This window comes from Chryseobacterium flavum, from assembly GCF_003385595.1.
In the GTDB taxonomy this organism is placed as follows: Bacteria; Bacteroidota; Bacteroidia; order Flavobacteriales; family Weeksellaceae; genus Chryseobacterium; species Chryseobacterium flavum.
The window spans coordinates 69,000-92,089 of the sequence record NZ_QNUE01000001.1 but is presented as its reverse complement, the minus strand read 5'-3'; the positions used below and the strand labels follow the sequence as shown (position 1 = coordinate 92,089).

Annotated in this window: 23 protein-coding genes; 5 read left to right on the top strand and 18 right to left on the bottom strand. The window is 39.1% G+C overall.

The features are described from left to right. Window positions 1-3: 3 nt before the first annotated feature. Together DRF59_RS00435 and DRF59_RS00430 are read left to right on the top strand one after the other, a co-directional pair. Window positions 4-1,356, top strand: coding sequence for a sigma-54-dependent transcriptional regulator (locus DRF59_RS00435; RefSeq protein ID WP_115956332.1), 1,353 nt, complete (start codon window positions 4-6; stop codon window positions 1,354-1,356). Window positions 1,357-1,478: 122 nt separating this feature from the next. Further along, window positions 1,479-2,120: a TMEM175 family protein gene (locus tag DRF59_RS00430; protein ID WP_115956331.1), complete on the top strand. Its 642-nt coding sequence runs from the start codon at window positions 1,479-1,481 to the stop codon at window positions 2,118-2,120. Here the strand turns inward: DRF59_RS00430 and DRF59_RS00425 are convergent. From DRF59_RS00425 to DRF59_RS00370, 12 genes are all read right to left on the bottom strand, one after another. Beyond that, on the bottom strand, window positions 2,099-3,658 hold the full coding sequence (locus DRF59_RS00425; protein ID WP_115956330.1) for a sigma-54 interaction domain-containing protein: 1,560 nt from the start codon (window positions 3,656-3,658) through the stop codon (window positions 2,099-2,101). The two genes, DRF59_RS00430 and DRF59_RS00425, sit on opposite strands and share 22 nt — an antisense overlap. A 133-nt stretch (window positions 3,659-3,791) precedes the next feature. Further along, on the bottom strand, window positions 3,792-4,613 hold the full coding sequence (locus tag DRF59_RS00420; protein ID WP_115956329.1) for an alpha/beta fold hydrolase: 822 nt from the start codon (window positions 4,611-4,613) through the stop codon (window positions 3,792-3,794). Window positions 4,614-4,664: 51 nt separating this feature from the next. After that, window positions 4,665-5,183 (bottom strand): DsbA family protein, encoded by a 519-nt coding sequence (locus tag DRF59_RS00415; RefSeq protein WP_115956328.1) that lies wholly within the window; start codon window positions 5,181-5,183, stop codon window positions 4,665-4,667. A 2-nt stretch (window positions 5,184-5,185) separates the two neighbouring features. Then, window positions 5,186-5,647, bottom strand: a complete 462-nt coding sequence (locus DRF59_RS00410) for a redoxin domain-containing protein (protein ID WP_110011604.1) — start codon at window positions 5,645-5,647, stop codon at window positions 5,186-5,188. A 4-nt stretch (window positions 5,648-5,651) separates the two neighbouring features. Further along, on the bottom strand, window positions 5,652-6,344 hold the full coding sequence (locus DRF59_RS00405; protein WP_157967424.1) for a YoaK family protein: 693 nt from the start codon (window positions 6,342-6,344) through the stop codon (window positions 5,652-5,654). A gap of 5 nt (window positions 6,345-6,349) precedes the next feature. Continuing rightward, window positions 6,350-7,396, bottom strand: coding sequence for a cupin domain-containing protein (locus DRF59_RS00400; protein WP_115956326.1), 1,047 nt, complete (start codon window positions 7,394-7,396; stop codon window positions 6,350-6,352). A gap of 125 nt (window positions 7,397-7,521) precedes the next feature. Further along, window positions 7,522-8,079: a hypothetical protein gene (locus tag DRF59_RS00395; protein ID WP_115956325.1), complete on the bottom strand. Its 558-nt coding sequence runs from the start codon at window positions 8,077-8,079 to the stop codon at window positions 7,522-7,524. Between the two features lie 201 nt (window positions 8,080-8,280). After that, a complete protein-coding gene (locus DRF59_RS00390) occupies window positions 8,281-8,832 on the bottom strand; it encodes an antibiotic biosynthesis monooxygenase (RefSeq protein WP_241505450.1) in 552 nt (183 codons plus the stop codon). Between the two features lie 22 nt (window positions 8,833-8,854). Further along, a complete protein-coding gene (locus tag DRF59_RS00385; protein WP_115956324.1) occupies window positions 8,855-9,913 on the bottom strand; it encodes an NADH:flavin oxidoreductase/NADH oxidase in 1,059 nt (352 codons plus the stop codon). A 12-nt stretch (window positions 9,914-9,925) separates the two neighbouring features. Next, window positions 9,926-12,133 (bottom strand): hybrid sensor histidine kinase/response regulator, encoded by a 2,208-nt coding sequence (locus tag DRF59_RS00380; RefSeq protein WP_115956323.1) that lies wholly within the window; start codon window positions 12,131-12,133, stop codon window positions 9,926-9,928. Between the two features lie 112 nt (window positions 12,134-12,245). Continuing rightward, a complete protein-coding gene (locus DRF59_RS00375; RefSeq protein WP_002978774.1) occupies window positions 12,246-12,941 on the bottom strand; it encodes a LytR/AlgR family response regulator transcription factor in 696 nt (231 codons plus the stop codon). A 54-nt stretch (window positions 12,942-12,995) separates the two neighbouring features. Next, window positions 12,996-13,469, bottom strand: a complete 474-nt coding sequence (locus DRF59_RS00370) for a Dps family protein (RefSeq protein ID WP_115956322.1) — start codon at window positions 13,467-13,469, stop codon at window positions 12,996-12,998. A gap of 261 nt (window positions 13,470-13,730) precedes the next feature. Here DRF59_RS00370 and DRF59_RS00365 point away from each other — a divergent pair, with 261 nt between their 5' ends. Beyond that, window positions 13,731-14,396, top strand: coding sequence for a Crp/Fnr family transcriptional regulator (locus DRF59_RS00365; protein WP_115956321.1), 666 nt, complete (start codon window positions 13,731-13,733; stop codon window positions 14,394-14,396). On the opposite strand, the gene DRF59_RS00360 is transcribed toward DRF59_RS00365, so the two are convergent. Genes DRF59_RS00360 through DRF59_RS00340 form a run of 5 tightly spaced genes read right to left on the bottom strand, consistent with a single transcriptional unit; the run spans window position 14,393 to window position 19,900 of the window. Continuing rightward, entirely contained in the window at window positions 14,393-15,235 is an 843-nt protein-coding gene (locus tag DRF59_RS00360; protein WP_115956320.1) for a sugar phosphate isomerase/epimerase family protein, read from the bottom strand. The two genes, DRF59_RS00365 and DRF59_RS00360, sit on opposite strands and share 4 nt — an antisense overlap. An 18-nt stretch (window positions 15,236-15,253) precedes the next feature. Beyond that, window positions 15,254-16,663, bottom strand: a complete 1,410-nt coding sequence (locus DRF59_RS00355; RefSeq protein ID WP_115956319.1) for a carbohydrate porin — start codon at window positions 16,661-16,663, stop codon at window positions 15,254-15,256. Between the two features lie 5 nt (window positions 16,664-16,668). Beyond that, window positions 16,669-17,913, bottom strand: a complete 1,245-nt coding sequence (locus tag DRF59_RS00350) for a sugar MFS transporter (protein ID WP_115956318.1) — start codon at window positions 17,911-17,913, stop codon at window positions 16,669-16,671. 11 nt (window positions 17,914-17,924) lie between these two features. Continuing rightward, complete coding sequence (locus DRF59_RS00345) at window positions 17,925-18,839, bottom strand: carbohydrate kinase family protein (protein ID WP_115956317.1); 915 nt, start codon at window positions 18,837-18,839, stop codon at window positions 17,925-17,927. A 53-nt stretch (window positions 18,840-18,892) separates the two neighbouring features. Then, on the bottom strand, window positions 18,893-19,900 hold the full coding sequence (locus tag DRF59_RS00340; RefSeq protein ID WP_115956316.1) for a LacI family DNA-binding transcriptional regulator: 1,008 nt from the start codon (window positions 19,898-19,900) through the stop codon (window positions 18,893-18,895). 289 nt (window positions 19,901-20,189) lie between these two features. On the opposite strand from DRF59_RS00340, the gene DRF59_RS00335 reads away from it, so the two are divergent. Together DRF59_RS00335 and DRF59_RS00330 are read left to right on the top strand one after the other, a co-directional pair. Then, on the top strand, window positions 20,190-20,576 hold the full coding sequence (locus tag DRF59_RS00335) for a hypothetical protein (RefSeq protein ID WP_115956315.1): 387 nt from the start codon (window positions 20,190-20,192) through the stop codon (window positions 20,574-20,576). 824 nt (window positions 20,577-21,400) lie between these two features. After that, window positions 21,401-22,000 carry a porin family protein gene (locus tag DRF59_RS00330; protein ID WP_115956314.1) on the top strand — a complete coding sequence of 200 codons (600 nt, stop codon included), beginning with the start codon at window positions 21,401-21,403 and terminating at the stop codon, window positions 21,998-22,000. A gap of 413 nt (window positions 22,001-22,413) precedes the next feature. On the opposite strand, the gene DRF59_RS00325 is transcribed toward DRF59_RS00330, so the two are convergent. Further along, window positions 22,414-22,983 (bottom strand): YciE/YciF ferroxidase family protein, encoded by a 570-nt coding sequence (locus DRF59_RS00325; protein ID WP_115956313.1) that lies wholly within the window; start codon window positions 22,981-22,983, stop codon window positions 22,414-22,416. Between the last annotated feature and the right edge of the window lie 107 nt (window positions 22,984-23,090).

The window sequence follows — 23,090 nt, the reverse complement described above, 5'->3', positions numbered from 1 at the left end:
ATTATGAAAGAAAAAATATTAATTGTAGAAGATGAATTTATTGTAGCCAATGATCTGAAACTGATGCTGATGAAAGCCGGTTATCAGGTTACAGGTATTGCATCTTCAGTGGTTCAGGCCAGGAAACTGATTGCAGATAATAAGCCGGATTGGGTGCTTCTTGATATCATCTTAAAAGGTGACCTCACAGGAATCGATCTTGCCTGGGAACTGCGTGAAATGAATCTTCCTTTTCTTTATATTTCAGCCAATACCAACCAGTCTACCCTGGAAGCCGTGAAGGAGACACAGCCCTACGGATTTATGGTAAAACCCTTCCGGGAGCGTGATATGATTGTTATGCTTGACATTGCCAGATACCGTTATGACATGGAAAGAGGCTGTGAATTGTGTACTGATACCGGAAATCATGAAGTCATTGAAGGAATTATCGGGAAAAGCAAGGTTCTTCAGGATGTCGTTGAAAAAATAAGGGTAGTAGCTCCTACAGATACTTCTGTTCTTGTGGTAGGAGAGAGCGGAACAGGAAAGGAAAAAGTAGCCCATTCCGTTCATGAGCTTTCAGAGCGTAAAGCTCATCCTATTGTTGTGGTCAACTGTGCTGCACTGCCGCATGCGCTTATCGAATCCGAGCTTTTCGGACACGAAAAAGGAAGCTTTACCGGAGCCAATACATTGAGAATCGGAAAATTTGAGCAGGCCAACGGAGGAACAGTCTTCCTGGATGAAATAGGGGAGCTGCCACTGGACTCACAGGTTAAATTACTGAGAGTTTTACAGGAAAAAGAAATTGAAAGACTGGGAGGAAACAACACGGTTAAAGTAAACGTAAGAATTGTAGCAGCTACCAACCGTTCCCTGGAAAAAGAAGTGGCGGAAGGAAGGTTCAGGCTGGATCTGTATTACCGTTTGAATGTTTTCCCTATTGAACTGCCTCCGCTGAGAGAAAGAAAGGAAGATATCGTATTGCTGGCCCATTTTTTCCTGAATAAATATGCCGCTGCTTCGAGAAGAAACATCACTTCTATCAGTGAAAAAGCACTGGAACAGCTGCTTAATTATCACTGGCCGGGAAATATCCGTGAACTGGAGCATTTGATCGAACGAAGCGTTCTTTTGACCAAAACCTCAGAAATAGAAAGTTTTGATCTGCCTAAAATCGTTGAAAAACCTATAGAAACACAAGGACCGCTGAAATCATTGGAAGATATGGAAAGAGATCATATTATGAATGCACTTCAGTCTTCCGGCGGAAAAGTTTCCGGGCCGGGCGGGGCTGCAGAGCTGTTGAAAATACAGCCACAGACTTTATATTCCAAAATGAAGAAGTTAGGAATTGACAAAGGGTATAAATAATCTGGAGCTGCTTTGAGAAAAAACGTAAGCTAATTTTTTATTTCAATTTTTTAATAATCACTCTTCAAATAGTTTGAGGATAAAATTATTATGCCATACAATAATAAATCAATCAGGTAATTATGGAAAAAGAAACACTCAGAATAGAAGGATTCAGTGATGGTGTTTTTGCAATAGCCGTTACACTTTTGGTACTGGATCTTCACTTTCCTGAAGAAAATTCAATACAAAACGGGAATGATCTTCTGGTCTTTCTGAAGAATCAATGGCCGGCATTTCTGGCATTTATCCTTTCATTTTTCAGTATTTTCATCATGTGGGTGAATCATCATAAGATCTTCAAACAGATCTACAGCCGGAATTCAGCAATTATGTTTGCCAATGGACTGATTCTTTTCCTGGTTTCGGCAGTTTCTTATCCTACCGCTTTGCTGGCAAGGTATTTTGACGGCGAAGCTTCTTCTGTTGTTGTGGCGCTCTATACCGGTATTTTTGTCATGATCAATCTTGCTTACAATTTATTATGGTTTCTGGCCACCCGGAATAAAAAACTTTTACGCCCCGGTATTACCGATGCTGCTATAAAAAAGATCCATAATAATTACCTGTATGGACTTCCTATTTACGTGATTGCATTAATTTTTTCATTCTGGATCCCGGCAGTTTCCCTGATGATCATTTTAGGACTTTGGATTTTCTGGGCGTTGTCTTCAGGGAAAATAGAAATGGGGCTTGACAAACATTATTCAGATTCCCTGAAATAGTGCTTTTTCTCTATTCCAAGTTTCTGCATTTTGGATATCAGCGTGGTTGGAGGTAATCCCAGCAGTTTCGCCGCACCTGTTTCCCCGAAAATACGGCCGTTACATTTTTTGATTATTTTTAAAATATATTCCTTTTCAAATTCCTGTAACGTTTTAACCTGAAAATCCTGATCCGTGTTTTGAGAGTTAATAACTTTCGGAAAATCCATTTCCCTGATCATATCTCCTTTTGCTGTCAGCATGCTTCTTTCAACCATATTTTCCAGTTCACGGATATTACCCAGCCATGGATTAGCCATCATCATTTTGACCACGTTCTGAGAAAAACCATTAATCTTTTTACCTGTTTTCGGGTATAATTTCTCAAGGAAATAATCTGCCAGCAGAGGAATATCTTCTTTTCTTTCCCGTAAGGCAGGAAGTTGGATGGGAAAAACATTCAGTCTGTAAAAAAGATCACTTCTGAACCGTCCTTCCGCCACTTCTCTTTCAAGATTCCTGTTGGTGGCCGTAATGATCCGTACGTTTACTTTAATCCTTTTATTTCCACCAATTCTTTCAATTTCTTTTTCCTGAAGAACCCTCAGAAGCCTCGCTTGTAATTCCAGGGGAAGTTCTCCTATTTCGTCCAGAAAAATAGTGCTGTTATGGGCCTGTTCAAACTTCCCTTTCCGCTGTTCAGTCGCTCCCGTGAAGCTTCCTTTTTCATGCCCGAAAAGTTCGGATTCTATTAAATTGGCAGGAATAGCCGCACAGTTTATCCTGATCATCTTCTTTCCCGAAAATTCTGAAAGCTCGTGAATGGCCTGTGCTATAAGCTCTTTTCCCGTGCCCGTTTCTCCAAAGATAATCACATTGGATTGTGATGGAGCTGCCTGTGAAATCTTTTCGAAAATAAGCTGCATCGCTTCACTTTGCCCCACAATTCCATGAAAGCTGTGTCTGCTTTCCTTTTCTTCTTCAGTTTCTTTCGGAAAATTCCGGATATTTCCCTGAAATGTTTTCAATTGCTCCTGAACATCAATGTTATGAAGGGTAATGGAAAGCTGGGGAGAAATACCGTTTAAAATTCTTTCCGGAACAGTCTCTCTTGAAATAAAGCTTCTGTAGAAAAGGAAAAGTACATTTTTACTTTCACTGATAGCCGGCAGTCCCAATCCGACAGCCATCCGCATTCCGGAATTTTTAGCTTCGATAAAACGAGAAGGAAGTGATGACAATTCTTTAAGATCAAAAAGCTGGGGTTCTGCGGAATCAAGACAGTTTTTTAAATACCTGTCAAGCTGTTGATCTGTGATATGGTTCTGATTTTCATTCCGGCTGCTGAGTATTTCAATATTTCCTTTTACATCCCTGATCATCATACAATCATTGAATCCCAGTTCAGTTTTGAAAGATTTATGGATAACAAGCTGAAGCTGTTTCTTATCTAAAATGGTAGAAAACTCTTTGGTTAAACGGGAAATCATAAGCTGTTCTTTCTGCATTTCCTGCAGGCGTTTCATCATTTCTGCATTGTGATCAGAAGGCTTACTCATAGAAAATTCTTACTTGAAAGTTTAAAGATAGGAAAAATTGAAAAAGATCTGCATGTGAGTGGTTACAATACCTGAAATAAAAAAAGATGAACCATTAAAGTTCATCTTCAATATATTTAAAAGAGATCGTTTTTTAAGATCTGATAAATTCCAAAAGGTCTTTGTTGATCGTCTCATGTTCTGTAGTCGGCATACCATGAGGGAATCCCGGATACGTGATCAGTTTTCCGTTCTTCAGTAATTTAATTGATTTTAATGCAGCATTGGCAATAGGAACGATCTGGTCATCTTCGCCATGCATCACCAGAACAGGAATGTCAACTGCTTTCAGATCTTCCGTTAAATCTGTTTCTGAAAAGGCTTTGATACCGTCATAATGAGCAACAATTCCTCCCATTAACCCCTGTCTCCACCAGTTTCTCTGAACACCATCTTTCACATCTGCACCTTCTCTGTTGTAGCCATAGAAAGGGAAAGTAAGATCATAATAAAACTGGTTCCTGTTGTTCATCGTCTGTTCCCTGATATTGTCGAAGACTTCCATAGGAACACCATCAGGATTATTCTCACTCTTAACCATTACCGGCGGAATGGCGCTGATCAGAACCGCTTTCTTAGCTCTTCCATTGGAATATTTATTCACATAACGGATTACTTCACCGCCACCTGTTGAGTGCCCGATGTGTACAACATCTTTCAGGTCTAAAAATTCAACCAGTTCTGCGGCATCAGATGCATACTGTTCAATAGTGTGATTGTAGATATTCTGGCTGGAACGCCCGTGGCCTCTTCTGTCGTGGGTAACCACTCTGTAGCCTTTCTGTAAAAAGAAAATCACCTGTGCATCCCAGTCATCAGATGATAAAGGCCATCCGTGGTGAAACATTAATACAGGTCCTTCTCCCTGGTCTTTGTAAAAAATTTCTGTTCCGTCTTTTAAGGTTAGTGTGCTCATTGTTGTTTATTTTTAATGTTATGAATTGATTGTATTTAAATATTTTTCTGATTAATAGGCTGTGTTTTCACGTACCAACTGAAAAAGGTCTTCGGCACCGCCGTTGAACTTGTTTCCGTTAATGAAAAAAGAAGGAGTTCCGTTCACTCCGCTGATGATACCGCTTTCAAAGTCTGTATCTACTTTTTCTGCCAGTTCCTGCTTATGGATATCCGTTTTGAACTGGGGGACATTGAGTCCCAGTTTTTCCGCAAGTTTTATCGGGAGACTATCATCCAGATGAGCCTGGTTTTCATAAATAGCATCATGCATTTCCCAGAATTTTCCCTGCAAAACTGCCGCTTCTGCCGCCAGCGCTGCCGTTCTTGCATACTGATGCATTTCTGACAGAGGAAAATTTCTGAATACAAATCTGATCTGATCTCCGAATTCTTTCATTAATTCTTTAAGAACCGGATAGGCTGCTCCGCAGTAAGGACACTGATAATCCCCGTATTCTACAATGACTAAGCTGGCATCTGAGTTGCCCTGAGTGTGGTCAGCATTGCTGACTGATGGTTTAAGTGACATAATTATTTCGTGTTAAGGTTTTCTAATGCTTCTAAAATTCCGTCCGCGCCAGGATTGATGGCGGTGGGAGAGAGATAGCTCCATTCGATGAGGCCGTCTTTATTGATGACAAAAAGGGCTCTGTTGCATTCTCCTTCTTCGTCATTGTAAACACCATATTTCCTGGCTGTTTCTCCTTTGGCTTCAAAGTCTGCAAGCAGTGGAAAGTGCAGGTTTCTGGATTGTGAAAATGCCAGGTGGCACCATTTGCTGTCTACGGAAATTCCGAAAATCTCTGCATCATATTTTTTGAAATACTTCAGCATTTCGTTGTATAATGCCATCTGGTCACTGCACACCGGGCTCCAGTCTGCGGGGTAAAATGCAAGGATAACGTTTCGTCCTCTGAATTCAGATAAGGTAATCTTCTGATCCGGGGTTGCAAATAATGTAAAATCAGGAGCAACCGTATTTTTTTCTAGCATAGGATTAGTTTTTAATCGTTGTAATTGGTATTGTGAATGCACAGATGAGCAGTAAGGCTGCCGGAAACATCAACGTCCAGTTTCCTAAATAAAAGAGTAGGAAAGGAGCAACTGAAGCACCAGAGAGGAAACCCATCCATAAGAATAACAAATGAAAAATATTTATTTTGTATTCCTTCCGCTCCTCTGCCTGATCACTCATGACAAAAAGAGCAGCTGTTCTTGCCAGGCTGTTTAAAGTTCCTGTCACAAAATCGGTGTTGATCTTTTGGTTACCTACCGATGTGACAATGGTATTCATAAGACCCATAGAGAAACCGATAACAGCTATAGACACTTCATTGGCAATATGCTCATAGTAATCAGTGATACTGTAAAGGATCATGATGCCGGAAACCGTATAGAAGATCATCTTTGTGCTTCTGAGCTTCTTTGATAATGATAGACACGTTCCTGTATAAATCCCCGCCAGAAAAAAGCTGATTACAATGGCAGAACTGATGATAACACCATATTTTTCACTGAAAACAGCTGCTCCTAGTTGGGTCGTATTGCCACTCATAAAAGAAACATAGGTTTTCCATCGTATCAGCCCTGTAGCATCTGTATATCCTGCGATAAAAGCAAGGAATACTGCCAGTTTCTCCTGCGTTCTGACGGTCTTGTTAGTGAGCAGGATTTTTGTTTCCGGTAGCACAGGCGCTATTTTCCAGGTTTGATGAATATTTTCTTTTCGGGAAATTCTTCTATTTCTCCTTCCTTCAGTCCGAAATTGGTGATGACCACATCTTTAGGGTTTCCTGCCAGCCATTCGCTGATATCAATGGATTCGTAGGTACCGTTATTAAATCCGATTAAGACTTTACAGACCGTATCTCCTGTATTTTTGATATAATGCCCGGCTCCCATAGGCACATAGCCAACATCACCTGCATTGAACTGCTCCGTCACAGAAACTCCTTCTGCCAGGAACACCGACATTTCTGCCTGTCCGGAGATAAAATACTGCCATTCGTCCGCATTGGGATGCCAGTGCATTTCTCTTAAAGCACCAGGCTGCAGTTCCAATATAGAACCCGCCATTGTGGTGCTGATCGGAAATTCCTTACGGGTAACCAATCTTTGCAGACCACCACCGGGAATGATTCTTGGCTGCTGGGAATGCAGAGGATAGCGGTGCAGGCTAGTCAGTTCAATATCTGATTCCTCGGGACGGGCTGCAGCATTCACGGACAGTTCATCCGGAACAACTCCTGCTGCGAAGTAAACCTCTTTCTGCGGAAGTTCTGCCACTTCTTCAAGGCTCAGACCTAAATTCTGTGCAACAATTTCAGGAGGCATACTTGAAACAAAATCTGTAACGCTGAAGGTATGGTCTTCTGAAAAATTACCGTTGTCAAAAATCAGGATAAAATGACATTCTTCTGTTCCTGTAGCCTGAATGGAGTGTCCGTAACCTTTTGGAAAATACCAGACATCACCCGGTTCAAAATTATCGGTATAACTTCGTCCGTCCGGATGGATAATGGTGGTACGTACCGTTCCTGAAATCACATACGCCCATTCTGCGGCATTGGCATGCCAGTGAAGTTCTCTCATGCTTCCGGGCTGTAATCTCATGGAAACTCCGGCAATACCTACAGAAGCAGGGAATTCTTTTACGGAAGCACCTCTTGTTGTTCCACCGTCACTGGTACGCGGTTCTTTTTTTTCTAATTCGTATCTGAAACTTAATGATGATGGATTCATAGTATTGTTTTTTGTGATTAATTCTTTTTGCTATTGTAAAGCTACTCCTGAATTTTACTTTTACTTGATGTCATTCGGTGAAAAGGCAAAATGAGTCGTTGAGGATATAGAGGTTCTGCCATTTTTTAAAAAGGCTGGTTATATTGACCTGTCAGTGCTTTATTTTCAATGCTTTTTGCAAAATTCGGGGTTTCCTCATGATTATGGGCGTCAGAAGCTGCCTGTCTGGATGCAGCGGCATCTGCAAGGTTGATTCCGTGTTCTTTCAGATATTCAAACATTTCGGGAGTGGCTGTCGCATGAATTTCATTGGTGTAAAGACAGGTCTTTTCATCAATCTTTGTTACTTTCAGTTCCCATAAGACCTGAACTTTTGTACGTCCGTTTTTTGTAATTGAATCAGAGATCGAAAGCATGCGGCAGTAATCGGGACGGTGAACATCTGCAACATAATGCTGAACCATCAGTGCATCTCCAATCGTTTCTACATTTAAAGACACTGGCTTACCGTCAAAAGTAACTGAAATAGCAGCTCCGATATGCTGGGTAGAGCAGCGCTGGTATTCCGCATCCGGCAGATTAAGCAGCCAGTCTGCGATATTTACTTTTTCAATGGGTGCATTGATGATGGCGTTTACACTTGAATGCGATAAGGCATTTTCGGGAGTTTGTAAGATTTCCATAATAATTGATTTTGATTGTTATGTTATTGATGATGTAAAGCTACAAACCGGTCATTTTAATTTTGCCTGCCGTTCGCTCAACAGGCGAAAAGTATCGTTGAATAAGCTGGTGGTGTTCAAATGGTAACAGGGTGAACACTATGAAAACAAAAAAATCACTGTGGGTTACAGTGATTGATGAAGGATAATTTTTAAATAGGGTTATTGATACAGCCATTTTTTGATCAGCCTGGTATAATTGGGCATCACAGCAAATACCATCAGAAAAACAATGATTCCGGAATTGATGAATCCATCAGAATAATGATTGGGCGGAATATGTAAAAATCGTAAAAAAGGAATGATCAAAGCAGGAATAAGAACAGACAGCGGATAAATGGCAGACCAGGTTGCCAGAAACTGTTTCCAGCGTACCGGAACTTTATTCCCTTCATTTTCTGTCGTAAAAAGAAAATCAAGCCCGGATCTGATCTGGTAATGGTCGTTTTTCCTGAACATCGGATTGGCTTTCTCAATGAGTTTTTTCCGGTTATCCGACTCCATCCAGCTTTTAAGGTTGTTAATCGTATCAAAACGGATAATGACAGTGTACACAAAAGTCAGATCAGGAATCGGACGAACGATCTGAAGATCAATAAAGCCTTCCGAATGCCTGGTGACAGGAATAATTTCGTCCAGCCATTTTTCATACTGTGATTGTTTTCCATCCAGAATATGATGGGTAATGACTACTGAAGCACCCTGATTTTCCATAACTGATTTTTTACTGGTTAATTTAATATGCCCTTTTATACTGCCACGGAATTTCTGTTTCAGCACCTAATGCTTTAGCAGAATGAATGGCAAAATAAGGATCTCTCAGATGTTCCCGGGCGATGATCACCAGATCTGCATTCCCATTGGTAATAATCCCATTGGCTTGTTCTGCTTCGGTAATCATTCCGACAGCTCCTGTTAAAATCCCGGTCTGTTCTTTAATCGCTTTTGCAAAAGGAACCTGATATCCCGGAAATACCTTATTCTTGCTTACATTGGTAAATCCTCCGCCGGATGCCGTGATGAAATCTACACCATTTCCTTTAAGGATTTCCGAAAGCCTGATACTGTCTTCCAGAGCCCATGCTTCATCTGATTCTATATAATCAACTGCAGAAATTCTTACAAACAGAGGCATTTCAGCAGGAATAACTTTCCTGATTTCCTGAACAGTTTCTACAAGAAAACGGATCCTATTCTCAAAACTTCCGCCATATTCATCCTGTCTTTTGTTGATCACTGCGGAATAAAACTGATGGAACAGGTAACCATGTGCCGCATGAAGTTCAATGGTATCAAAGCCTGCTTCAATGGCACGAAGGGCTGCTTTAACGAATTTAGTCTTTAGTTCCTGTATCTCATCAATGGTGAGCTCTTCTGCAAAAACTCCGTTGAATTCCTGGGCAGAAGATGATTTTACCGTCCAGCCTCCTTCTTCCGGAGTGAGAGGTTTCATTCTTTCATTGGGATGTTTCAGGCTGCCCTTTCCTCCTGCATGCCAGAGTTGAACCCCTATTTTTGCATCCTGTTCATGCACAAAATTTACGATGTTTTTCCAGGCATTTTTCTGTTCATCGTTCCAGATCCCTACATCGGATAATGTAGCCAGACCTTCTTCTGAAACGGCTGTACATTCGGTAAGAATCAATCCTGCACCGCCAACGGCCCTGCTTCCAAGGTGAACGAGATGCCAGTTGCCCGGGATTCCGTTTTTAGCGCTGTATTGCTGCATAGGAGATAGTGCAATCCTGTTCTTTAAGGTAAGATTGCGAATGTGTATAGGCGAGAATAAATTCATTTTTTCTTATTTTTAAATTGTTTTTGAAAATGCTTCAGCTTCAGAAACGGCTTTCAACAAAACGTTCTGTACTACTGTCAGTATTTTTTGCAGATCAGAGCTTTCTGCTGATGCTGTTTCAAGAATATCAAGTTTTTCCTTTAACAGAGGATGTAATCCCATGATTGCAATGCTGGATTTCAGATCATGAGCCCACAGTTTCATCCCTGGAAAATCCCGGTTTTCATAAGCTGTTGTCAATTTCTGTAGATGATCGGGAATATTCTCAATAAACTGTTGAGTGACCATTTGTTCGAAGCTTTTATCGCCGCCGCTTACCGTCTGCATATAAGTGAGATCAATATACTGATGGTCAGATGATGGATTTTCGGTTTTCTTTTCGTTTTTATTATTTTCTTTAAACCCGAGTTTCGAAATCAGCATAAACAACTCTTCTTCATTGACAGGCTTAGGAATATATTCGCTCATCCCACGGCTCAGGCATCTTTCTCTTTCCCCTGCCAGCGCATGGGCGGTCATTGCGATGATCGGAATATCCAGTCTGAGTTCTTCCCGTATTTTTTGGGTAGCTGCATATCCGTCCATCTGCGGCATCTGTATATCCATTAAAACCAGATCACATGCATTGCTTTTGAGATAGCTTACTCCTTCAAGACCATTCGATGCAATATGAAAATCAATATTCCACTGGGAGAGCAGATGTTTCATCAGGCTTTGATTGATCACATTATCATCAACCACCAGTACTTTCAGGGGCGTATTGGATTTATCTTTAAAATAGTGGGGATCAACAGTTGGAATGACAGTAAGCTGTTCCTCAGCAATTCCGTAAGGAATATAGAAATGGAATGTAGTTCCTTTGCCCTGTTCACTGCTTACTTCGATGTTTCCGTTTTGCAGTACAATTAGGCTTTTCACTATGGATAAGCCTAATCCTGTTCCTCCGTAATTTCTTGTCGTTGAATCTTCTCCCTGGTTGAATCTTTCGAAGATTTCAGTGAGCTTTTCTTTGTCAATTCCAATTCCGGTATCTGAAATTTTAAATCCCAGAACAGCTTCCTTCTCTGTTTGCTGCTTACTGTAGATTTCAACAGAAATATTTCCCTGATGGGTAAATTTTATGGCATTTCCGATGAGGTTCACTAAAATCTGGGTCAGTCTTGTGGCATCTCCCACCAATGTGTCAGGAATGGAAGGATCAATCGTACTGGAAATGGTAAGTCCTTTTTCTCTCGCCCGTTCTGTAAAAAATGTTTCTACGGAATTAACCAGACCGTTGATGCTGAAAATTCCAGGGGTAATGCGCATCATCCCGGCTTCTATTTTGGATAAATCCAGAATGTCATTAATGATCGCCATCAGGTTTTCCCCGGAACGTTGTATTGAAGAAACAAATTCTGCTGAAGTTTCATCCAGTGGGCGTTTTTGCAGCAGATTGGTAAACCCGAGAATTCCGCTTAAAGGAGTTCTGATTTCGTGGCTCATATTGGCAAGGAAATTTTCTTTGGTCTGTGCTGCTACCAACGCTTTTTTCTCTGCAATATCAAGTTCGCTTATGAGTAATCTCTGGCGTTTAAACTGACGAAGAATGTGATATCCAACGACAGAACCTCCCAAAATCAGTAAGACCAATATTGAAATGTCATAAAATCTTGCTTTCTGCCCCATTTCCTCACTTTTCTGGCTGAGTTCAACCATATTCAGCTTTCTGCTTTCATATATTTTAGCTGTGATGCTGGTGATTTCATTAGAAATTTTTCTTGCACGCGGATTGGCAATGGAGGTATTATCATCCATGTTTCCAACAGAAAGATAACGGTGCAGGAGTTTATCTTTGGTTGTTTTCTTTTCCATGGCAAGAACACTTAACCTGTGGATCAGCTTTTCTTCTTCGGCGTTTACATTGTCTTTGGAAAGAGAATCCAGGAAATTTTCAATCTGACTGATTTTTTGGTCGATGCCTTCAAGATGGGTGGTATCATTCGTTGCAATGGAAGCTCTGATTCTGCTTTCCACCCCCAGAATATCACGGTCAATCTCCCGTAAATGATTGCTTGAACGCAATTCGCTCAGCAAGGTATTGTTATTCTGAATCAGCGCTTTGGTATTTCCTGCAGAATTGAGCTGAACCGCTATCAATAGGAGTGAGCCCGCAATAAAAGTCAGGATAATAAAATAGCTGAATCGTTTGTTATCCATTACTGAAGATATGTTTTTCATAAATAACGGTCTGATTTTAAGATAAAAAGTTCCGGTGAAGAGCCGGGATTACTCCGGGCCCATTCAAAAATAGAGATCAAAAGATGGACAAACATGCCATATATCTGTCATGCTAAAAGACATTCATTCTTGTATTGAGTGCCTTACGGTACGCATCCGCTACGGGAATGAATTTGCCGTTGATCATAATACCGCCGTCCTGAAGGGTGTCAATTTTGCCTACAGAAACAATATAGGAACGGTGAACTCTTATAAAATGATCCTTGGGAAGACGTTCTTCGGCAGTTTTCATTTTACCGTGAATGGCAAACATCTTTTCCTTGGTGTAAAATTTTACATAATCACCCATGGCTTCTGCGTAGAAAATATCATCCAGTTTTAAGCGCCTTGTAATATTGGAATCCCTTACAAAAAGAAACTCATCCCTTGTGATTTCCACATTTTCTTTTCTGCTTTCAAGAATCGTCTGTGCCTTGCTTACAGCCTGCAGAAATCTTACCGGCATAATGGGCTTCAGAAGGTAATCTGCAATATTAAGTTCAAACGCTTCCAGCGCATATTCCTTTTTTGAGGTCGTGAAAATGATGATGGTCTCTTTACCGGAAAGGGTTTTCGTGAGTTCAATCCCTGTCATTTCCGGCATTTCTATATCAAGGAATATCAGATCGACGGAATTGGACTGAAGATAATGGTAAGCTTCTATAGCATTGGAAAACTCGCTGACAATGGAAAGATCCGGAACCTGTTTGGCGAGATGGGCTAATGTTGTTCTTGCAATATCATTATCATCCACGATTAAGGCTTTCATAGGTATAGTTGTTTATGATTCACACAAATATAATTATAACTTTTTTATTTTATGTTATCTGAAATAGGAGCGGATCATCCAGGCCATTTCTTCATGGGTTTCCATCAGGCCTGTAATAAAATCACTGGTACCATAATCTTTGTACTTTTCTGCAAATGGAGTGATGTTTCCGCGGAGAAATTCAATGATGCTTTCATGGTCACTTAATAAATCTTTCATGTATCCGAGGCCATCGTTTGTTCTTTCACTGTATTCCGTTAAATGAGTCAGTTCCAGATAGATTTTCATAGTCGCCGGTGCATAATGTCCGATTTTACGCATTCTTTCTGCAACGCTGTCCATCAGTTCATCCAGTTGCTTGTACTGTTCTTCAAAGAAAATGTGATTGGCGTGGAAGTTATCTCCTGTTACATTCCAGTGGGCATTTCTTGTTTTGATGTAAAGCAGTGTTTCGTCTGCTAATAATTTTGCTAATTGTTCTGCAACAGCTTCTGTGTTTTTTTCTGTAATTCCGATTTTTGTTTTCATAATAATAAGATTTTAGTTGGGCATTATTGCTTTTTTCTGATGTAAAGGTCTGTAATAACACAACAAAACTGCCTGAAATTTCGATGAACGGGCAGAAAGACTCGTTGAATGGGCGGGCAAAATTCTTTAGACATTTGTACATTGATATCTGAAATAGAAAAAACTTATCGGTATATTGTACTTTAAATACTCTTTAAAAATAAATTTGCATTCTTTTTTCACCTTTGAACATAAAAAATTACTAAAGCAATAGAATACTTTATGATAAATAACCAGTTTATTACTGAAAAATTTGGATTCCTTGGATCAGACTTTATCCGTGAACTTGAAAAATGCAGTGTAATCACTGATATAAAATCTAAAACAGAGATTGTAAGCCCGGGACAAAGAATTCATTATGTACCTATTCTGATCAAAGGTTCTGTAAAGGTTTTTACCCTTAACGAAGGAAGAGAGCTCTTATATTATTATATGAAACCGGGTGAAAGCTGTATTATGACCTTTGCTTCTATATTCAAAAACTGTATAAGTTCCATATATGCCTGCGCTGAAGAATCATCCAGGGCTCTGTTGATTCCTGTTTCCAGCCTGCTTACGCTGATGAGCAGTTTTCCGGGGATGAATAATTTTTTCTATAACGAATACGATAGCCGCTTTACTGCATTGATGAACATGGTGAATGATGCTGTTTTTCATAAACTGGATACCAGAGTGTTTAATTATATCAGTCAGCGTGCTGTTATTACCGGATATAATCCTGTAAAAATTACCCATAAAGATATTGCATCAGCTTTGGGAACATCCAGAGAAGTGATAAGCCGGGTTCTTAAAAAGCTAGTTAATGAAGGCCGTATTATCCAACACAAAACGGCTATTGAGATAATAGCCGTGAAATATGGGAATGAATCATCATTGAATATTGATTAGTTTTTTAAATGCTTCTTTAAAAAAACAAGACTGCCTTCAGCCAGCTCTTCAGCATTGTAGGGGGATTTCTGCCATAGTGAAACCTTTTCCTGCATTCCCGGAATTGAAGAGCTGAAATTTTCAAGAACCAGATTTCCTTCAAAATTGATTTTTTTCAATGCTGAGAAAAACTCTTCCCAATTGATGGTCCCTTCTCCCAGCATGCCCCGGTGAGATTCTGTAACATGAATATGCTTCAGCATTTTTCCGGAATTGATAATCGGATCATAAAAATTATTTTCCTCAATATTCATATGAAAGGTATCAAGGTGGAGGAAAAGATTATTTTTGCCTGTTTTCTTTATAAGTTCCAGGACATTTTCTGCCGTATTGCAGACATAGGATTCATAGCGGTTAATAGGCTCTATGGCAATATCGATACTTTTGGTTTGGGCGTAATCCGCCACATGGCACCACACATCAGCAATGATTTCTTTTTCGTTTTCTGTAAGTGGTTTTCCTGTAAAAACACCGATTCCGCCATGCAGGACACCAGCCAGAAGATGGGTTTCCAGTTCATATACTTTATCGATGGCTTTTTTGATAAGCTTTTCCGCTGCTTTGGGATAAAACGCAATGTGAGCATCTTTGGGAAGGTTCAGTGAGCATACTGCTTCCAGATGGTTGTCTTTCAGTTGTTTTTTTACGGTTTTGGCATCAAAATCCATTGATCCGGGCAGCAGAATTTCGATCAGATCAAAGCCAGCCTGAGCCGTTTTTTCTATCGCATATTTTCCTGATTCCGCATTCCATAACGGAGTGATCCAGGAGAGTAGGGAAGCCCCTAATTTTATATTCATTATTTTTTTTTATTTAATTTAAAAAATCCACCATTCTGTTCGTATTCCGAAATAAGTCCCATATCTTTTGGCTCCTGACTGCTGTAAAAACGGTGAGTAAAGACTTTTCATAGCCTCATCATTATATCTTGATACTTCTGCAATAAAACGGATGTGGGGTCTTGCCCAGACGCTTCTTTCAGCGGTAGGTACGATGGTAGGAGCTAAAACCAGCTTCATCATTGATGCTGCATCCTGGGTTCCGTTTTTACGGGTTGCATAGTGAAACTCGGAGAGAATATGAAACCAGTTGTTGTAATAATAAGTGGCTCTGATTCCCGTATTAAACTCTGTTTTTTTGTTGAAAATTTCACGGTTATAATAGTCCATCGCTTTATCAGTACTGGTTGATCCTCCCTTACTTTTGGTGAAAACAGCATAGGGATTAAGCGACCATCGGTTTGAAATATTCCAGAGGAAATGTTCAACAACCGTAAAAGAGTAAGCTCCTTTGTATGTTTTTGTGATCTCATCAGGAGCTCCGTAGGTTCGCCAGGTCTGTGTATTACCATTATCACCTCCATTGGCAATTCCTGTCCCGTATCTTACAGAAATCTGATTGAATGAACCCGGAATTGTTATTGGAATATCTGAATTTAATTTAGCTCCAAAAACCCAGCCCTGATCCGATGGATATTGCTCTACAGAATTTTCCCCTGATTTTTCTACATGATGAAATTCTGCCAGTAATTTCAGCTTTTGCTTTGTATTTTTAAATGGAAGGGTCTGCTCAAGGACAAAAACTTCTCTCTGTCTGTAGATCAGGTTTTTTGATCCGCTGATCACATTGGTGTATGAATATGGAGTGGAGTTGCTGGCTGCAGTATCAATAGCTGCCGGGAAAAACATTGAAAACCTTGTGTTTTTATGTCTTAGTCCCCAACCGGTTGCGGAATGGTCATCAAAATAAAAGTAATCTGCAATGTGAATGTCATCATATCTCAGCCATCTTGATCCCGCCCAGACATCCCAGTCACTTCCCATAATGTTTCTTGCTTCAACAAAGGCTTCCGGCAAGGCAATAATCATCCCCTGATTAGATTTTGAGTCTACATTTCCCAGAAAAGTCCCTCCTGAATAAAAGCTCAGTCTTGCCTGCATATCGATCTTTGTACTTTTTGTACTGTCACCGTTCACCACCGGGCTAAAATGGAAGGCTGGTAAAAAATCTACGTAATCTCCCTGATCCATTCTGCCTCCTAAAGATCCCTGATTGTTCAGATTCAGCTGTCTTCCTGTTTTTCCATCGGCATTCGGAGAATAACCGGCTCCGATTCTTCCGGTTGTTCCGAAGGAAAATTTTTTATTGGTTATCGTGATCTGGGCATTAATTTCCCTGCCAGCACATGTAAGTAACATGAGCCAGGCTAATAAAAGCTTTGTTTTCATAGGGATTATTTAAGTGTTTTAGGCTTGTAGTACTTTAATGCAAATAATAAAATAACAACATAGCATAGAATAGGAAGCAGATATGCATGAGCAATATCTTTTTCAGCAATTCTTCCCATGATCGGTGGGAAAACAGCTCCTCCAAACATTGCCATAACCAGGAATGAGGAAGCCTGCTGAACTTTAGATCCTAATCTTTTAAGCCCAAGACTGAATATGGTAGGATACATCACACTGAGGAAAAGGTTGAGCAAAATAAGGCTTATAAATGATACCCATCCGAAACTCTGTGAAATAATAAGGCACAGAACGATATTACAGGCTGTAAAGATCGCCAGCAGTTTGTTGGGAGCAATGAATTTCATCAGGAAGGTTCCGATAAATCTTCCGATCATCATCATTGCCATGCTCAAAGAAAAATAATAGGAAGCCTGTATCTCCGGAAGGTGCATTTTTTCGACACCGTAATTGATAAAATAAGCCCATGTTCCACCCTGTGCAGCAATATTGAAAAACTGGGCAATGACTGCAAATATAAAATGCCTCTGCTTATAAAGCGGTGCATGAGGATCTGATACGGAAACATCTTCTCCTTTTTCATTTTCTGAAATGATGATATCTTCCGCATGAGGATCTTTAAGGTCCGGCACTCTGATAAAGCTGAAAATAATGGTAATCGCGAGAATGACAATCCCAATCCATGTATAAAGATTTTTTACTGAATCCAAAGATCCTGATCCGGAATCAGGCGTCCCGAAAATGAAATATCCTCCCAACAAAGGGCCGATAATGGCTCCCAAACCATTAAAAGACTGAGCGAAATTAACTCTCTGATCACTTGTTCTTTCATCCCCCAAAGCGGCTACAAAAGGGTGGGCTACTGTTTCAAGGGTTGCCATTCCCATTGCAAGAACAAAAAGAGCCAATCTGAAAAAGTTAAAAGAAGAAGTATTGGCTGCCGGAATAAACAAAAAAGATCCCAGTGCAAACAATGAAAGTCCCAGGATGACCCCTAATTTATAACCGAACTTTTTCATAAACAGGCCTGCCGGAACGCCCATCAATGCATATGCCCCAAAAATAGAAAGCTGTACCAGCCCTGATTTGGACTTCGAAATGTGAAGAACGTTCTGGAAATGCTTATTCAGAACATCACCCATGGTAAGGGCAATAGCCCAGAAAAAGAATAAGGAGGTAACAAAGGACAGGATGATATAGTATTTCTTATCTGTAAATTTTGGAGTATTCATATCGTATGTTTTTAAGAGGTTTTACAGCTGTTTTTTTCTCTGAATGCCTTGAATTCTTCATAGGTATAATCCGGACATGCTCCTGATTTCGAAGTGATAAAGGCTCCCAGTGAAGTTGCCTGTTTCATGATTTCTTCCGGAGATTTTCCCTGAATTCTTTTAGACAGGAAGCCGGCCAGAAAAGAATCACCACTACCTACCGTATCTGCAATTTCAATATGGACAGCAGGAAAATTATAGGCAGTATCCTCCACAAAATATCTTGCGCCTTTACTTCCTTTGGTAAGGACAATTTCATTCAGGTTGAAATAAGCCTGAAGATGTTTAATACTGATATCTTCATCAATATAGTCTTCACCGAGATATTCAAGAATTGTTCTGAGCTCTGCCTTATTCATTTTAACAAGATCAGATTTGTACAATAATTTTTTAATGAATTCAAAATCGATGAAAGGAGGGCGGAAATTAACATCAAAAACCCTGAACTTTGAATATTCCAAAAGTTGCAATAGTGTATTTTGGGATGCTTCATTTCTTGTGATCAGACTTCCAAAAACAAATGCTTCTGAATTTTGTATCAGTTCCTTATGCTCCGGCAGTGGCTGAATATAATCCCAGGCAACATCCTGTACAATATTATATGCAGCCTCTCCATGCTCATCAAAATCAGCAATTACAGTTCCTGTAGCCTTTTCCTGGTCTACCTGGATGAAATCTGTTGTTATTCCCCAATCCTGAATTTGGTTAAGAAGACGGTACCCTAATTCATCATTTCCTATACGGCTTAGCATTTTGGTGTCAATTCCCATTTTGAAAAGGTTGTAGGCAACATTAAATGGCGCACCGCCAGCTCTGGATCCGGAAGGGAAGATGTCCCACAGAACCTCTCCGAAACATACCACGTGATTTAATTTATTTTTTGTCATAATAGGTTAAACGTTTAAGTTGATAATTAAAAAAATGATTGATATAGATTTGATTATTTTAAAGATGCTTTGGCAACCAGTTTGGCGGATAATGTTATTCTTTTTCCGGTTGCCGTATAATCAGTGATTTGCCCGTCCAGAAGCTTGATAGCCTCTTCAGCCATTTCTTCAATCGGCTGCTGGATGTAGGTAATCTCCGTAGGGAAAAGGTCATAGGCATCCGTTTCATCAAATGCCAATACTGAGACCTGTTCCGGGACTTTTATATTGTTTTTAACGAGATAGGAAAGCCCTGCTACCGCAAGTTTATTACTGGAAAAATATAACGCAGTATTTTCTGGAGTTTTCCCCAACGCACTTTCAAGCTTAGAATGTACCTCCTGTACAATATTTTCCAATCCTACCAGAAGATATTGTATTTCAATTGTTTTGCTGGAAGAACTTACCGCTTTCTCAAAGCCATGCTGGCGGTCCAGAAGGTGTGGAAGATCAGTTTCATAGCCAACGTAGATCATTTTGTCAAAGTTCTTATTAAGAAGCAGGCTGGCTGTACTTTCTGCAATCTCCTGGTTATCAATGGTAATTCCGGGAACAGAAACACCTTTAAGATATCTGTCAATCGTTACAACAGGATATTTAATATCAATAAGGTTTTCAAGTGTCTTTTCTGATCCTGCTACAGGAGCAACGATCATTCCGTCTACCTGCTGCTGTGAAAATAGTTGGGTAAGTCTTTCAAATTTTTCTGCATTTTCATCAGAACTGCCGATGATCAGGGTATAGCCCAACTTTAAAGCTTTATCTTCCAGATTCCTTGCCATATGGGAATAGAAGTCGTTGGAAATATCTGCAACGATGAGCCCCAGCAGCTTTGTCTTATTGGTTTTAAGGCTTTTTGCGATTTTATTGGGAGTATAGTTAATCGTTTCAGCAATTTCAAAAATTTTTTTCCGGGTCTCCTCACTGATACGCTGTCCTTCCTTTCTGTTAAGAACATAAGATACGGTGGCTACGGAAACTCCTGCCAGCTTAGCAATATCTTTTATGGATGACCTTTTCATTTAATTTTTAATGCACAAAAATATTTCAGAAAATAGTAAAAAAACAATAGGTCATTTTATTTGGTAATTTTAAAAAAAAATGTAATTTTGGCAGGTTTTTTAGATGAAAAATAACGTATTGATTTACATGTGTTTAGTGTATTTTATGGATTTTAGTATGAACGAAATGTTAAATTTATATACAGCCAGTATTAAATTTGGTTAAACGTTTATTCAAATAAATTTTTAAAATAGTTCTATTGTAAGAAATTTTACACTTTATACAGCCAACTATAACGAACCTAAAACTATGAAGACTTTTTTAAACATTACTTTTTTCGTAACCGCTTCTTTCTTGCATGCCCAGACAGGTATTAATACCGACAAGCCTAAAGCAACCCTTGATGTGACTGCGAAGAAAGAGGTTTTAATGATTGATGGATTACTTCCTCCAAGGCTGACACTTGCAGAACTTACAGACAAAGGAAATAATTTATATGGAGCGGAACAGGAAGGAACCATTATTTATATAACTGATGTATCAGGAGGAAATTCGCTGAGCCAGAGAGAATATATATCAAGTAAAGGCATGTATATTTTTGATTCCGAAGCAGCCAGTAATGAAGGACGCTGGATGTGTTTATATTGTATCGGGCTGGCACGGGGTACGAAAACCACACGCTTACAGAATCGTTAATAAGATGTGATCTTCAAAAATTTTTATTTTATCATCAGATACAGCAATATAGGATTAGATATTGTAGTAATATATCAGCGGACAACCATAAAATATGACTTGTCCGTTTTTTAGTTATGGATTTCCGTATTTTATTTATTTTAGAAAATGACTATATTGTAAAAATCTTTTAACTAAAAAACACCTATGGAAACCCAAACGATCGGTCAGGGAATTGCCTATGACCATTCTAAAAAACAAGACAAACATTTGCAAACAAAGAAATATTTGTAAATATTAATAATATTTTATAAAATTCATACGACGCCTTTGTTGCATTGAAGCTCCAAACTTACTGTAAAGAAAAACAACTGAAATTCAAATAACACAAATAAAAGTAATGAAGCCATTTAATATTTTCCCCGTTTAAACCCTGAATTTATTTCCGTGATTTTACGGGTTGCAGAGCATTTTTATATCCCATAAGTTTGCCTAGCAAAAAAACTGTAATGAGAGAAAAGAAATAGTACCGTTTCCCATACTATATTCTGATTATACACAAAAAGGAAAATTCCCTACCTTTTGTGCGGGTTATAAAGGCCTTAAATATTATCAAAACTTCATAATTAACCTGACTTATAATCAGACAACATACCATTTAAATATAAGCTCATATGTTTGAACATAGAATGACTTCTAGAAATATGAATGACAAAAATAATGCTAGATTAAACTAAATATTTAATACGGAACCAATTACTATTAAGCCAGAAAGCATGTTGTTGATATAATACCTTAAATTAAAAATAATGAGAAATATTAAAACTAATTTTTATAAATAAACTATGAAAAAACTATTATCAAGCTTATGTATAGTTATAGGTACTATGACATTCGCTCAATTAACAGACGGACCACGTTTCGGTATTAAAGCTGGGGGTAACCTTTCGAGCGTAACTGCAAGTGATTCTAAATCACAATTCGGATTTCATGCCGGAGCATTTGTAAATATCCCGGTTTCTGAAGCATTCAGTATTCAGCCCGAGGTTCTGTACAGTCAACAGGGAGCAAAAGCAAAAGGCAGCTACAGTTCAGGAGGGATCACTGTAACGAATATGAAGCAGACCCTCGGTTATATTAATGTTCCCGTAATGGTTCAGTACAATGCCACTCCTGAGTTTTATCTTGAAGCAGGTCCTGAGTTTGGACTGCTCGTTAGTGCCAAGGCTAAAGGAGATGTTAATGGCAGTACCTATAAGGCAGATAATAAAGACTCTTTTGAAACTTTTAATTTCGGATTAGGAATAGGTCTGGGATATAAATTTACTTCAAACTTAGGGGTGAATGTCCGTTACATTGCCGGTTTGTCAAATATTGTAAAAAATGGACTTGACGACGGTACTAAAAACACGAATTTCCAGTTAGGCCTGAATTATTATTTTTAAGAAGGTTTAAGAGGGGAACACTATTACTAAACTAATAACAAATGATTTTTCCATAAGCAAAGAAAATTGCTAAAGACCTTGGATGGTACAAAACAAATGACAGCGTATTCGGACTTTATAAAGGTTACTTTTTCAATGTTACAGACGCAAATTTATTAAGCACTCCTCAATCTAAATTTGTGACCGTAACAACTGACCGCTTAGCATCAGTTGACTGGATTTGGATATTGTTTATAAGGAAAGACGAAAATTTAATGATAAAACCTGCGGATAAATTTCAGTAAGTATTTTGTTTCCAAAAACTGAAAAGCCCGTGAAATAATTAATACGCTTATATACTCATAGAGCTGCCGGAAAACAGGGCAGCTCTTTTAGCTTATACAAAAAAACTTGTTTTTTAAATAATACAGCTATTACAAAGCTTTAGAATTTAATCCCGTATCAGCCACTTTTGTCAGAAGTTTATCACATTTTTTCTCTTCATTAAGCGTTGCCAGAAGATTTTTTAAGCAGGTATTTTCTTTAAGAATCTTGGCATATGCTGCCAATGTTCCGTAGCTGGAAATTTCATAATGTTCTACTTTTTGTGCAGCAGCTATTATACCTGCATCCCTTACAGCCCCGGGAGCCGTTTCTTCCATGATACTTTTTCCTTCATCAAGAAGTCCCTGCATCGCATCACATTTCTTAGCCTGTGCTTTTTTCTTGAGTGATTTGAAGCATTCTTCAATTCTTTTTACATGAACCTCTGTTTCTAACAGGTGATTTTCAATGGCTGCCTTAAGTTTTTTATCTGTTGCATTTTTTTGCATTTTTGGCAGGGCTTTTACCAATGCTTTTTCTGCCCAGTAGATGTCTTTCAGGCCATCCTCAAAGAGATCCTTCAATTCTTTTGAAGCATTTTTTTTCATTGGCGTTTTTGCGGCCGGTTTAGCCGTTGAACTTTTTGCTGTTTTTTTTCTTGTTACAGTTTTCGTTGCCATAATATTAGATTTAGTGTGATTGTTTTAATTGCTACAATTCTAAGACCATTTTTTAAACGATGGAAACAGGTATTCATAGTTTGCATAAGTAATTGAGTAAGAGATCA

Coding starts and splice junctions, on each gene's coding strand:
- DRF59_RS00435 (WP_115956332.1), top strand. CDS start 4: ATGAAAGAAAAAATATTAATTGTAGAAGATGAATTTATTGTAGCCAAT.
- DRF59_RS00430 (WP_115956331.1), top strand. CDS start 1,479: ATGGAAAAAGAAACACTCAGAATAGAAGGATTCAGTGATGGTGTTTTT.
- DRF59_RS00425 (WP_115956330.1), bottom strand. CDS start 3,658: ATGAGTAAGCCTTCTGATCACAATGCAGAAATGATGAAACGCCTGCAG.
- DRF59_RS00420 (WP_115956329.1), bottom strand. CDS start 4,613: ATGAGCACACTAACCTTAAAAGACGGAACAGAAATTTTTTACAAAGAC.
- DRF59_RS00415 (WP_115956328.1), bottom strand. CDS start 5,183: ATGTCACTTAAACCATCAGTCAGCAATGCTGACCACACTCAGGGCAAC.
- DRF59_RS00410 (WP_110011604.1), bottom strand. CDS start 5,647: ATGCTAGAAAAAAATACGGTTGCTCCTGATTTTACATTATTTGCAACC.
- DRF59_RS00400 (WP_115956326.1), bottom strand. CDS start 7,396: ATGAATCCATCATCATTAAGTTTCAGATACGAATTAGAAAAAAAAGAA.
- DRF59_RS00395 (WP_115956325.1), bottom strand. CDS start 8,079: ATGGAAATCTTACAAACTCCCGAAAATGCCTTATCGCATTCAAGTGTA.
- DRF59_RS00390 (WP_241505450.1), bottom strand. CDS start 8,832: ATGGAAAATCAGGGTGCTTCAGTAGTCATTACCCATCATATTCTGGAT.
- DRF59_RS00385 (WP_115956324.1), bottom strand. CDS start 9,913: ATGAATTTATTCTCGCCTATACACATTCGCAATCTTACCTTAAAGAAC.
- DRF59_RS00380 (WP_115956323.1), bottom strand. CDS start 12,133: ATGAAAAACATATCTTCAGTAATGGATAACAAACGATTCAGCTATTTT.
- DRF59_RS00375 (WP_002978774.1), bottom strand. CDS start 12,941: ATGAAAGCCTTAATCGTGGATGATAATGATATTGCAAGAACAACATTA.
- DRF59_RS00370 (WP_115956322.1), bottom strand. CDS start 13,469: ATGAAAACAAAAATCGGAATTACAGAAAAAAACACAGAAGCTGTTGCA.
- DRF59_RS00365 (WP_115956321.1), top strand. CDS start 13,731: ATGATAAATAACCAGTTTATTACTGAAAAATTTGGATTCCTTGGATCA.
- DRF59_RS00360 (WP_115956320.1), bottom strand. CDS start 15,235: ATGAATATAAAATTAGGGGCTTCCCTACTCTCCTGGATCACTCCGTTA.
- DRF59_RS00355 (WP_115956319.1), bottom strand. CDS start 16,663: ATGAAAACAAAGCTTTTATTAGCCTGGCTCATGTTACTTACATGTGCT.
- DRF59_RS00350 (WP_115956318.1), bottom strand. CDS start 17,913: ATGAATACTCCAAAATTTACAGATAAGAAATACTATATCATCCTGTCC.
- DRF59_RS00345 (WP_115956317.1), bottom strand. CDS start 18,839: ATGACAAAAAATAAATTAAATCACGTGGTATGTTTCGGAGAGGTTCTG.
- DRF59_RS00340 (WP_115956316.1), bottom strand. CDS start 19,900: ATGAAAAGGTCATCCATAAAAGATATTGCTAAGCTGGCAGGAGTTTCC.
- DRF59_RS00335 (WP_115956315.1), top strand. CDS start 20,190: ATGAAGACTTTTTTAAACATTACTTTTTTCGTAACCGCTTCTTTCTTG.
- DRF59_RS00330 (WP_115956314.1), top strand. CDS start 21,401: ATGAAAAAACTATTATCAAGCTTATGTATAGTTATAGGTACTATGACA.
- DRF59_RS00325 (WP_115956313.1), bottom strand. CDS start 22,983: ATGGCAACGAAAACTGTAACAAGAAAAAAAACAGCAAAAAGTTCAACG.